The organism is Sediminibacterium sp. (genome assembly GCF_030695065.1).
GTDB lineage: Bacteria > Bacteroidota > Bacteroidia > Chitinophagales > Chitinophagaceae > Sediminibacterium.
Map to the genome: position 1 here is coordinate 1 of NZ_JAUYTR010000016.1, position 12,842 is coordinate 12,842.

Annotated in this window: 9 protein-coding genes; all 9 read right to left on the reverse strand. The window is 39.7% G+C overall.

The annotated features are described in order from the left end of the window. Nucleotides 1-105 precede the first annotated feature (105 nt). The 9 genes from Q8S25_RS06935 to Q8S25_RS06975 are packed head-to-tail and all read right to left on the reverse strand — an operon-like array spanning nt 106 to nt 12,778. Nucleotides 106-645, reverse strand: a complete 540-nt coding sequence (locus Q8S25_RS06935) for an ATP-binding protein (RefSeq protein WP_305536155.1) — start codon at nt 643-645, stop codon at nt 106-108. Between the two features lie 5 nt (nt 646-650). After that, entirely contained in the window at nt 651-2,027 is a 1,377-nt protein-coding gene (locus tag Q8S25_RS06940) for an MBL fold metallo-hydrolase RNA specificity domain-containing protein (protein ID WP_305536157.1), read from the reverse strand. A 5-nt stretch (nt 2,028-2,032) separates the two neighbouring features. Beyond that, a complete protein-coding gene (locus Q8S25_RS06945; RefSeq protein ID WP_305536159.1) occupies nt 2,033-2,821 on the reverse strand; it encodes a PPK2 family polyphosphate kinase in 789 nt (262 codons plus the stop codon). Further along, a complete protein-coding gene (locus Q8S25_RS06950; RefSeq protein WP_305536161.1) occupies nt 2,818-4,104 on the reverse strand; it encodes an MgtC/SapB family protein in 1,287 nt (428 codons plus the stop codon). The genes Q8S25_RS06945 and Q8S25_RS06950 overlap by 4 nt, the downstream gene beginning before the upstream one ends. 3 nt (nt 4,105-4,107) lie before the next feature. Further along, complete coding sequence (locus tag Q8S25_RS06955) at nt 4,108-4,977, reverse strand: restriction endonuclease (RefSeq protein ID WP_305536163.1); 870 nt, start codon at nt 4,975-4,977, stop codon at nt 4,108-4,110. After that, nucleotides 4,967-7,588 (reverse strand): cation-translocating P-type ATPase, encoded by a 2,622-nt coding sequence (locus Q8S25_RS06960; protein WP_305536165.1) that lies wholly within the window; start codon nt 7,586-7,588, stop codon nt 4,967-4,969. Before Q8S25_RS06960 ends, Q8S25_RS06955 begins: the two co-directional genes overlap by 11 nt. After that, nucleotides 7,588-9,507 (reverse strand): efflux RND transporter permease subunit, encoded by a 1,920-nt coding sequence (locus tag Q8S25_RS06965; RefSeq protein WP_305536167.1) that lies wholly within the window; start codon nt 9,505-9,507, stop codon nt 7,588-7,590. The genes Q8S25_RS06960 and Q8S25_RS06965 overlap by 1 nt, the downstream gene beginning before the upstream one ends. Then, nucleotides 9,507-10,781 carry an efflux RND transporter permease subunit gene (locus Q8S25_RS06970; RefSeq protein ID WP_305536169.1) on the reverse strand — a complete coding sequence of 425 codons (1,275 nt, stop codon included), beginning with the start codon at nt 10,779-10,781 and terminating at the stop codon, nt 9,507-9,509. The genes Q8S25_RS06965 and Q8S25_RS06970 overlap by 1 nt, the downstream gene beginning before the upstream one ends. Beyond that, nucleotides 10,778-12,778: a copper-translocating P-type ATPase gene (locus Q8S25_RS06975; RefSeq protein WP_305536171.1), complete on the reverse strand. Its 2,001-nt coding sequence runs from the start codon at nt 12,776-12,778 to the stop codon at nt 10,778-10,780. Before Q8S25_RS06975 ends, Q8S25_RS06970 begins: the two co-directional genes overlap by 4 nt. Between the last annotated feature and the right edge of the window lie 64 nt (nt 12,779-12,842).

The following is a 12,842-nucleotide window of genomic DNA, read 5'->3' on the forward strand; positions in this document are numbered from 1 at the left end:
CACCTGCTGCAACAATTTTTCCAGTGATATGTAAGATGTATCCTGTGCCTGAATTGGTTGCAGACCGAAAACAAATCCAATTGCTATGATTATTTTTTTCATGATTTAAAGATTTTTTAAAATGAAATCAACCCGTTCTTCTGGTGGAAGAACAGGAACATGAACAATAGGGCAAGGGAAGGATTCATACACTTTTATTATCAGGTTATGAATTCGGATTTGTTCTGCTTCGTCTTCTAATCGGGCATAGTCATTAGTGAGCGGAAGGCGGTCTAGTATAAATACATGTTTGTAACAATATTTATTACACTGTTCTATTAACCTATCGTCATATTCCAATCCCAAGAACTGATAGTAAGCCATTGCATCGGGCAACGCGCGGTCTAAAAACACCATTTCGTTAACATCTAACGTTCCTTCTTCTTCAATCTGCATGTTCAGAACTCCTAACTGAAATTCTTTTTTGTTTTCTCTGATTTCCTCAACTGTGCGTCCTCTTATTTGTTGTGTGTCAATATAATGTCTTGCGTGTTCAATAGTGGTTTTGTAACCCCTTTGTGCAAGCAAGTTTACCACTGTCGTTTTTCCTGTGCAGGGTCCTCCGGTAATTACATTCCAATTTGTTATGATTTCTTTGTGTTTCATAGATGTCAATTCTTTAATTCAAATTCTTCTTTCTGATTAAGGACAGGAATTTCACTATCCCATTTATAAACTTCTTTTATTTTTTCCTGCAATCCCTTTGCGCCATCCGCTTCGCTGTGGACAATAAAAATTTTATCCGGTTTGGATTGCAGTTTTCTCATCCAGTCAATCAATCCATTTTGGTCGGCATGACCGGATAATCCTTCAATATTTTCAATATGAGCTTTTACTGCATAGAATTTACCTCTCATCTTGATTTCAGATGCACCTTCAAGTAAAGCTCTTCCTCTTGTTCCTTCCGCCTGAAAGCCAACCAACAGAATAGTTGCGCTTTCATCGCCTAAGTATTTTTCAAAGTAAGTAAGCACTCTGCCTCCTGCCGCCATTCCGCTTCCGGCAATAATTATTTTAGGTGTATTGTCTTCTGCAAGTGCAAAAGTTTCATCAACACTTTTAATACGCTTTATGGTGTTACACATTTCAGAACATTCATCGGTGGAGAGTTTATGCCAATCTGTATTTCTATGAAAAACTTCCAAAACATTTCTTCCCATAGGACTATCCATATAAATAGGTATATCGGGAATTTTATTGGTCTTTTTTAACTGCCAAAACAGATACATGAGTAACTGTGTCCGCTCTACCGAAAAGCTGGGTATGATGATAGTGCCGTTTCTTGCCATACACCGATTAATAAGTATTTCCAAGCTGTTGATAGCTGGTTCGGCAGGATGAAGGCGGTTCCCATAAGTGGCTTCAACAAATAGTATATTTGCTTTTTCAGGCCTATCAGGTGGAAACAAAAGCGGGTCTATCTCTCTGCCAATGTCACCGGAAAAAACCAATGTTTTATCGCCAAGTTGTAATTCAATAAATGTAGCTCCAATAATGTGCCCGTTGTATCGGAAACGGTATCGGATATGCTCGTTAATGTTTATCCATTCATTGAGCGGTTGTTGTTGAAAAAGCGGTAAAGTATTTTCCACTTCCGGCAAGCCGTAAAGAGGCAAAGCGGGTTTGTGTTTGGAATAATGAAACTTGTTTGCTCTCACGGCATCTTCTTCCTGAATTTTTGCACTGTCTTTTAAAATTATTTCGGCAACCTGCAATGTGGGCGATGTGCCAATGATATTTCCGGTAAAACCCTCTTTAACCAATCGGGGAAGGTAGCCTGTATGGTCAAGGTGTGCATGGGTAAGTAAAACAACATCAATCTGGGCGGGTGGAAAACTCAATGGTTCCCAATTCAAAAGCCGTAATTCTTTCAAACCTTGAAAAAGTCCACAATCAATAAGGATGTTCTTTCCGAATGCAGTAATAAGATATTTAGAGCCGGTTACTGTTCCGGCTGCTCCGAGAAATTTTATTTTGATGTTGCTCATATTTTTTAATTCTTTTTGTTATCAGTTGCTACAGATTTATCCTTTTTCGTTATCGTGTTTTGCATTGGAAAAGATAAATGCATTGACTCCAATTTTTCCTTAATGATCGATGCTACCGCAAAGTCTCTATGCCATTTGTCGTCAGATGGAACAATCGTCCAAGGAATTTTATTACATCTGTTTAGAATGCTTTCATATACTTCCATATAATCATTCCACTTTTTTGATGATTTTAAGTCTTCATCCGAATACTTCCATTTTTTAAGTGGATTTTTCAATCGTTTTTTTATCCTTTCTATTTGCTCTTCCGGACTGATGTGCAGAAAGAATTTGATTATATCTGTATCGTTCTCTATAAGGTATTCTTCAAAGGCATTGATAAAGAGGTATCGCTTATCTATCTTATTTTTTGATAGTGATTTCTGAATGGTGGGAACAAGAATATCTTCATAGTGTGAACGATTGAAAATTTGTATCATTCCTTTTTCGGGGAGCTTTTGAAAAATTCGCCACATGTAATCGTGCTCACGCTCCATGTCGCAAGGAGCTTTAAATGAAGTTGCGCGAACACCCAAAGGATTAGTGCAATTGAAAACATTGCGTATTACGCCATCTTTTCCGGCAGTATCCATTCCTTGAAATACAATGAGTAAACTTTTAGAATGAGATGCATAAAACAAATGTTGCAAAGCATAAATATCCTTGTGCAATTTGAGCAAATCCTTTCTTGATTTTTTCTTTTCCGCATCTTTAGGGGATGTGGTTTTAATTTGGGTAAGTTTTAAATTTTTCATGTTGACTGATTTATGTAAATGATGCTAATACTTATGAAAGCAATTATTATAGCAGGTATTAAGGCAATAACAACTTGTTTGCGCAATACGGCAGTTCCTTTTAAAATGCATTCGCCCATTTTAAAAAACGTATTGCTGATTACTGCTAATAGAATTACAATAGCAGCCATTGCCGGAGTGATTTGAACTAAACTTAATTTAGAGGCACTGATGTTAATGGCATCCACATCTGCTAATCCCGAAATAATGCCTGATATGAAAAGTCCTTTTGTTCCAAGAGACTCGTTGGCATAATAAACAATGAGTGTTATGGCAATATATTGAAGTCCGAACATAGCCGCATTAATCAGGTCTAATGGATTTCCCAATTGAATGTTCTCGCCTAAAGAAGCAGAATTTGATGCTTTCGTTCTTAAAATATAATAGGCATACCCTACACTGCTACCGGCCATCAATAAACAAGGAATAAGTAACCACTTAAATACTTCTATATTAAACAAAGCGGCTACTAAGGTTACTCTCACAAACATTACAGCACAGGCAATAAGGATTCCTGCTGCGTATTGCAATGACAGATTGGTATTCTCTTTACTTTTTGTGCTGAAAATCCAGGTAACGGCTGTGCTGGAAAATGTTCCTCCGAAGAATGCCGTAAACATGATGCCTTTTTCTGCACCAAAAAATTTAATGATAAAGTAACCTACAAAACTTAATGAGGAGACAATGACTATAACGAAACCTATGCTTTGTGGATTTATAAGTTCAGCCGGACCAAAACTTTCATTTGGTAAATAAGGAAGGATTAAAAGTGAAATTATAGCAAACCGTATAAAGGCATACAGCTCTTCTTGAGTGATTTGCTTTACAGTGGCTTTGAACTTATTTTTAAATGTTAATAGTGTGGCGGTGATAACTGCGATAGCCAATGCTTCTTTTATTAAATGTAAAGAAGCGAGTACGCCTAAAAAGAAGACCAATAACAACGAGAATTCAGTTACAAGGCCGAAATTCTCTTTTCTGACTTTGGAAAAGTGGAAGACACTAATGAAAAGAAAAATGGAAGGAATTGTCACTAATAGGATATTAAAATTGAACTCGGTAGCCAAATAGGTTACTACACAGCCAAGTATTGCTACTAATACAAATGTTCTTAACCCTGCAAAATGCTCGTTACCGGAAAGTATATCAAACTCACGTTCAAGCCCAATAATTAAACCGACTCCAGCAGACACAATTAAGCTGAGTATAAACGGAGAAAAAATGGTGTTAAGCAGTTCGTGCATATTTTATAAACTGATAGTTTTTGAAAATATTTCGCATAAGGCGGAACACTCCTCCATCACTTTTTGTAGTCTGGGTTGTTTAATTCCAATACTTTCCAATAAAGCATGATTATGGTGCATGGTTTTACACAGCACTATTTTTCTATCTAATAATTGTTGCTTCTCTTTTTGTGTAAGGGTGGTAAGGCAGGTTACCGGATGTAAGCCCGAACCATCAATCCAATCTTTCAACCCATTATTTTTCGGGTAATCCCAACCCACCAAATTCATATTCATGCACCTTCCGTATTGTGCTGCATCTTCTGAAAAGCGGGTGTTTGTTACCACCCAACCCTGATGAAATTTTTCGGCATGACCATCCAACTGTTTCCATGACGTTTCTACATCTAAAAATCTTGACTGTATGTAAAGCGGAATTTTTACATCGGACGAGTAACCCTGACGGTTATGGAATTTGCACTCAATCATAAAATGATGCTTGTCTTTTTCAGCAATTACATCCACTTCGTGATTTACGCAATGCCCTTTTACAATCACTCCTACTTGTGTTTTGTAACCTTTATGTTTCAATAGTTCCGCCACGAATTGTTCAAAAGGGAAACCGGAGGGGCCTAATTCCATAATAGCGTGTTTGAGTTTATATCGTGCCGCCATCGGACGGGAAACATTTCGTAGTAGGCGAAATGCCGTTTTGTAAATCTTGCGTGTAGACATTCCCTCTACCAGCATTTCCATTACTTCACTAACTACTTCGTCAGCTTGTTCACTGTTTGCACCAGAACGCATAAGTGATTGTTTCAACTTACCCTTATTAAAAGGAACTTTAAGCCCGGATGCTTTAGTGATATTTATATTTTCTTCATTAATCTTCATCGTGAATAATATTTGTGCGTTTTAAAATTTGAATAACCAACAGTGAAAGGAGAGCAGAAGCAATAACCAACAACCAGTCTTCTGCTTTAAGCGGCTGAACATTTAATGCTTTGCCGACAGGTGCAATGAAAAATACGGATAGTATGATGAGAACACAGGACGATAAAGCATACCATACATATTTATTGCGAAATACTTCGGATTTGAAGAAAGATGTTTTAACCGATGCCATGTTGAACACATGAAACAACTGGCAAAATATAAGTGTGAAGAATAAAATGTTGTTGCACAATTTCGGGTCAAAGCGTTCACCGGTGTGTAAAACCAAATGACTGAAGAAAACTGCTCCCAAAGTGCATACGGAAATGATTGCCGCATAAATCCACACAGCATACCACTGGCGTGTTTTTAAAAGCGGTTCAGCAGGATTTCGGGGCTTGTGTTTCATTACAAAGGGGCTTCCATCACTCACTCCCAAAGCAAGTGCAGGCAATACATCTGTTACCAGATTAATAAAAAGTATTTGCAACGGAATTAACTGAAAATGCAGATTGGACAAAGCGGCTAAAGAAACTACAAACAGTTCGCTCATGTTGCAGGAAAGCAGGTAAATCACAAATTCCTGAATGTTTTTGAAAATGACCCGACCTTGCTTAATGGCGTGAACAATAGAAGAAAATTTGTCGTCTTTCAATACCATGTCGGAAACTTCCTGAGCCACTTGTGTTCCTCTCACTCCCATTGCAATGCCGATGTCTGCTTTTTTGAGAGCCGGGGCATCATTTACGCCATCGCCTGTCATACCCACAATATTTCCTTTCTCTTGCAATACGGTTACCAAATCCAATTTGTGAGTGGGCGTTACTCTCGCAAAAACAGAAGTATTGAGCCAATTCTGTTTTTCTTTTTCGCTCAATTGGGATGCGGGTTGCATTTCTTTTCCGACAATTGGGGCATTGTTTTCAGAAATGCCTAATTGATTAGCAATGTAATTGGCAGTAGCGGGATGGTCGCCTGTAATCATCACCACTTTAATGCCGGCATCCTTACATTCATGGATAGCATCAAACACATCTTCGGCAGGCGGGTCCATCATGCCGTAAAGCCCCGCAAAAACCATATCGGTGGTAAGTGAAATATCTTTTGAGGATGCTTCCTTATATGCTCCGGCTATTACCCGTAAACCGGATGCTGCCAATTGTTCCGATTTTTCTTTCCAACAAATTCTTGTTTCATCATTTAGTATTTGGGGTTGAGAACCGAGTAGAATATGACTGCATTGTTTGAGTATCTCTTCAGCCGCGCCTTTGGCATACACAACAAAGCCATTGTTGCTGTTATGAAGGGTAGCCATCATTTTTGTTTCCGATGAAAAAGGAATTTCATCTATTTTAGGAAACTGCTGTCGTAATTGCTCAAAGTCATTCCCTTTTTTATGTGCGTATTTCAACAACCCTGTTTCGAGTGGGTCGCCAATTTCAGTGATGTCGTTCTCCGTAATTTGTATGGAAGCCGTGTTGCACAAAACAGCGATTTGCTGCATTATTTGTTCGTTTTTTTCAGAAGTTTTATCAGCAGGGATTAAGTCTGTAACCTCAATTTTATTTTGTGTTAGTGTTCCTGTTTTGTCGGTGCAGATTACCGTTGTGCCGCCTAAAGTTTCTACTGCTGAAAGTTTCTTCACAATCACATTGTGCTTTGCCATTTTCATCATGCCCTGCGCTAATGCGAGTGTTGCTACAATGGGAAGACCTTCGGGTATGGCTGCTACGGCAAGGGCAATAGCGGTTTCGAGCATTTCCACATAATCGCCATGCGTGAACATTCCGACAATGAAAATCAGCACTACCAAAGCAACTGTGATGTAAATGAGTTTATGGCTAAAAACCTGTAACTTTTTTTCGAGCGGTGTGGCTGATTGCTCGGCACCTTGCACGAGATGGGCAATTTTTCCCAATTCGGTTTGCATGCCTGTAGCTGTCACCAATGCAGTTGTATTTCCGTTGGTAACAAAAGTGCCTTTGTGCAGCATGTTGTTTCGGTCGGCAAGCGGCACATCTTCCGAAAGTTCGTTTGCGATTTTCTCAACGGGCATTGCTTCTCCTGTGAGCGATGCTTCATTCACCGAAAGCTGCGTTGCATTAATTATTCTTGCATCAGCAGTAATCATATCGCCAGCCTCTACAAATAATATATCGCCCGGAACGACTTCTTCGGATGAAATTTCCTTGAGCTTGCCATCCCGAAAAACTTTTGCAGGAACGCTTGCCATCTTTTTAAGTGCATTCATGGAGCGTTGCGCCTGCATTTCCATCCAAAAACCAATGATGGCATTAATCAAAATGACAAGAAGAATAGCAGTTGTGTCTAAATACTCCTGAAACCAAAATGACATAGCGGCTGCAAAAAGCAACAGATACACCATGAGGTTGTTGAATTGTGCCAAAATTATTTTTAGTGGATGTTTTCCCTTATCGGATTGAATGGTGTTGCTGCCGTATTTTTCAAAACGGTTTGTTGCCTCAAGAGCATTCAATCCTTTTTCTTTATCACTGTCAAGCTGAGTGATAAGTTCTGATACAGAGATTGTATGTGCGTTTATTGTTTTCATTAATCTATGTTTTCTAAATATTCTACTTTTCCATGTTTTTTCAATTCGTATTCTTTCACCATTTGATAAACCACCGGCAGCACGATCAATACAAAAAGAGTGGAAGTGATCAGCCCGAACACAAATGGAATGGTGATAGGTTTCATTACATCGCTTCCAACGCCTGTTGCAAATAAGATAGGCAATAGTCCAATCATGTCAGCCATTACCGTCATGAGTTTGGGGCGGACACGCATTACTGCGCCTGAGAAAACGGCAGTCTGAACTTCTTCCTGTGAAAGTTCCGCGCTTCCCTTTTTATCCACTGCATCGTGAATAGCTTCATTCATGTAAACGAGCATTAACACGCCTGTTTCTACTGCAATGCCGAAAAGGGCAATGAAACCTACTGCAACGGCAACTGAAAAATTCACTTCAAAAAAATACATGGAATACACGCCTCCGATTAAGGCAATGGGAATACTGGAAAGGACAATGAGCATTTCTTTGGCAGAATGAAAAGTGAAATAGAGCACGAAAGCAATTATCAAAAGCGTAATGGGGATGATGATTTTCAAACGCTTTTCTGCACGGACTTTACTTTCATACTGTCCGCTCCAGTTGATATAATAACCTTTTGGCAGTATTTTAAAGTTTTCCTCTATTTTCTTTTTTGCATCACCTACCACACTGCCCATGTCTCTGCCCCGCACATTGAATAAAACCGTTCCGCGCAGCATGGCATTTTCAGAATTTATCATTGGCGGACCTTCTGTAATTTCCAAATCAGCCACAGCCGAAAGAGGAACAACACCATAGTTGACTGTTTGAATGGGGGTGCGTTTTATCTCTGATATGTCTTTTCTGAAATCCTGCGCCAAACGCATGGACACGCTGAAACGCTGTCTGCCCTCTACTGTATTGGTTACAGGCATTCCGCCCAAAGCCATTTCAATGAGCATGTTTACTTCTTCAATGGAAAGATTGTAACGGGCAATTTCTTCGCGCTTTATTTTTACGTCCAAATATTTTCCGCCTGTAAGTTGCTCTACATATAAGTCGGCAAGCCCGTCTATGCCCTGTAAAGATTTTTCAATTTGCCTTGCGATGCTGTAAATGGTGTCTAATTCCTGTCCGTAAATTTTAATACCGATGTCTGTCCGCACACCTGTTGAAAGCATATTGATACGATTGATGATGGGCTGTGTCCAACCGCTGGTAACACCGGGGATTTGCACTTTCTCATTCAATTCAGTAATCAGTTTCTCGGTAGTCATTCCCTTGCGCCATTCTGATTTTGGTTTCAGTAAAATGATACTTTCAATCATGCTCATGGGAGCGTTGTCGGTAGCCGTATATGCCCTTCCCGCTTTGCCCAACACATTTTTAACTTCTGGAACGGACATAATGAGTTTGTCCTGCACCTGCAAAATGCGTTTGGCTTCGTTGTTGGAAACGTCAGGCAATGTAACAGGCATGAACAACAATGAACCTTCATCTAAAGGTGGCATAAACTCTGAACCTAAACGCAACACAAAAGGAATGCTGCCCAACACAATTAAAACAGAAATGGCAATGACTGTTTTTTTCCAACGCTGGCACAAGCGCAAAACGGGGCTGTAAATTTTGATGAAGAAATTGGCAACAGGATTTCTGCTTTCGGGAATGAGTTTACCTTTCATTAATGAACGAAGCAACATTGGCACGATGAACAGCGCAACAATAGCAGAGCCAATCATTACAAATGTTTTTGTAAACACCAATGGAGAGAACAGTTTTTTCTCTTGCCCTTCTAAAAAAAGAATTGGGGCGAAAGAAATGAGTGTTACTAAAATGGAAAAGAAAACGGCTCTTCCAACGGTGCGCGATGAGCGTTCAATAATTTTGATGCGCTCTTCTTCGCTTAGTTCTTTTGTATTTCCTATTCTTTGTTTTTCCATTAGTCGTCTGTTTTTAAAGCTGCTTTTACTAATCCTTTGTAAGCGTTTTCGGTCATTACAATTCCGGCATCTACCAAATCACCTATTGCCAAAGCAATTCCGCCTAACGACATAATGTTGAGTGATATGCCAAACAATTTCACCAACATAAAACCAATCAGCACCGATAGTGGAATAGTAACAATTGCCACTACTGCGCTTCGCACATGAAAGAGAAACAACAAAACGACAAGAGAAACAACAATAATTTCTTCAATCAATGCTTCTTTGAGTGTGGCAACAGCCGCTTCAATCAAATCGCTTCGGTCGTAAGCAACTTTAATTTTTACACCGGGGGGCAAACCTTTTTCTACATCACCTAATCTTTCTTTTACACGGTCAATTACTTCTTTGGCATTTTCGCCATAACGTGCAACCACTACACCACCTACTACTTCGCCTTCTCCGTTCTCATCCACAATGCCCAAACGGATGTCGCTGCTCATTTGCACATCAGCCACATCTTTCAGTTTTATGGGAGTTGATTTGTATGCGCCAACTGAAATTTCTTCTATGTCTTTAATATCCTTAATGTAGCCCAAACCTCTAAGCATGTAACCCATGCGGTTCATTTCGTAAATGCTGCCACCCACATCGCGGTTGTTTGCTTTCAATGCGCTTGCCACATCCATTGCAGATATGCCGTAATAAACCAACTTGTGCGGATTGATACTGACCTGATATTGTTTTTGAAAACCACCGAAAGAGGCGACTTCGCTTACGCCTTCTACATTTTGCAGAGCGAACTTTACATACCAGTCCTGCACGGCTCGTAATTCACCTAAATCGTAGCCATCACCCTGAAGTGTATACCAAAACACATGACCAACGCCTGTTCCATCGGGACCAAGTGTTGGCGTTACGCCTTGCGGTAATGCTTTTTGTGCGAAGTTTAAACGTTCCAACACACGTGTTCGCGCCCAGTAGATTTCTGCATCGTCATTAAAAATGACGAAGATGAAACTCATGCCGAACATGGATGCGGCACGAATGGCTTTGATGTTGGGAATACCCTGCAAATTGGAAACCAAAGGGTAGGTGATTTGGTCTTCCATGATTTTTGGGTTTCGCCCCATCCATTCGGTATAAACGATTACCTGATTTTCGGAAAGGTCGGGAATGGCATCCACAGGAGTAGTCATTACCGACCAAACACCTCCCACCACAATAAGCAAAATGCCAATCCAAACAAAGAACCGGTTATGCGTTGACCATGAAATTATTTTTTCTATCATGTTAATTTTGTTTTTAGAAGTTGTGCATTTATGGCAACTACAATTGTGCTTAAACTCATCAATACTGCTCCCACTGCTGGACTAAGCATGATGTTCCATTGATATAAAACACCTGCTGCAAGTGGTATCGCAACAATATTATAACCCGCTGCCCACCACAGGTTTTGTATCATTTTGTTGTAGGTGGTTTTGCCAAATAAAATCAGGTTGGCAATATCTTTCGGGTCGGAGTTCACCAAAATAATGTCTGCTGTTTCGGCTGCCACATCTGTTCCTGACCCAACGGCAATGCCCACGTCCGCCTGTGCAAGAGCAGGGGCATCATTTACGCCATCGCCTGTCATGGCAACATATTCGCCTTTCTCCTGAAGTTCTTTTACCTTCTCTAATTTATCATGTGGCAATACATTGGCTAAAAAGCCGTCCATGTTTAATTCATCGTTTACTTTTTTTGCTACTTTTTCATTGTCGCCTGTAAGCAGCAAATTTTTAATTCCCGCTTCTTTCAAAATTTTAATAGCTTCAAAAGAACTTTCTCTTATTTGGTCTGAAAAAGTAAAATACCCCACAACATTTTTGTCAATCAGGATATAAACAACAGTGCCTGTAAATTCATCAATCGTTTCATCAATCCTGATGTTTTGTTCTTTCAGGTAATTAGGCCCGACTACTTTAATTTCTTTTCCTTCAACAATACCTTCTAATCCTTTACCGGGGATATAATTGAAGTTTCCCGATTTTGGAATTGCAATGTTCAATTCTTTGGCCTTTCGCATCAGACCTGTTGCGATATAATGTTCCGAATGTTGTTCGATGCCTGATGCAAGCCGAAGCAATTCCTTTTCATCAAAAATTTTGTTCAGGACTTTCACTTCCTGCAATTCATGCGAACCTTTTGTAAGCGTTCCGGTTTTATCAAAAATGATGGTTGTAATCAGTCGTGCATTTTCAAAAGCCGTTCTGTTGCGAATGAGCAAACCCTTTTGTGCAGAAACGGAAGTTGAAATAGCTACAACTAAAGGCACGGCTAATCCTAAAGCATGGGGACAAGAAATAACCATAACAGTAACCATTCTTTCCAATGCAAACACAAAAGGAAAACCTAAAAGCAGCCAAACCGCAAGCGTTATTACACCACCGCCTAAAGCAACAAATGTTAAAACCTTTGCCGCTCTGTCGGCAAAATTTTGTGTTTTGGATTTTACTTTTTGAGCATCTTCTACCAGCTTCACTACTTTGTTGAGGTAACTGTCTTTTCCGGTGCTAACTACTTTTATCGTGAGCGAACCATTGCTGTTTACAGCCCCGCCAATCACTTTGCTGTCTTTTTCTTTTTTCGCAGGTTTGCTTTCACCTGTAAGCATACTCTCGTCAAGGTAACTTTCGCCTTCTGTTACAATTCCATCAACCGGAACTTTTTCACCCGGCTTTACCATTATTATATCTCCGATTTTCAAATGGCTGACAGGCATATCGTGTATTTGTCCGTTTACTAAATGGTGTGCGGTTGATGGCATCATTTTCACAAGCAGTTCAAGCGAACGGGAAGCGCCCATTACCGACTTCATTTCAAAGTAATGTCCGATAAGCATAATGTCTATCAGGGTTGCCATTTCCCAATAGAAATCCATTCCCTGCAAACCGAAAGTTATAGCTACACTGTAAGCCCAGGCAACAGAAATAGCCACACCAATTAGTGTCATCATTCCAATGGCTTTGTCTTTTACTTCGTCATATAAGCCTTTTAGAAAAGGATAACCACCATAAGCAAAAATGAATGTGGAGAGTGCTGCCAATACATATTTATCACCCGTAAAACCGAACGTAAACCCTAACCACAATTGTATCATGTGCGATAAGGCAAGCACAGGGATAGAAACTATGGAACAAATAATAAACCGTTTCCAAAAATCAGAAACATTGTGTCCTGCGTGTTTATCATGTCCGCCTGCATCATGCGTTGGCTGATGATGGTCGTGGTGAATTGCATGTTCCATTTTTAAGTTTAATTTTTGAATTACTTAATAAATGCCCTTTCATAAACTGATACCTGTCAAAGCA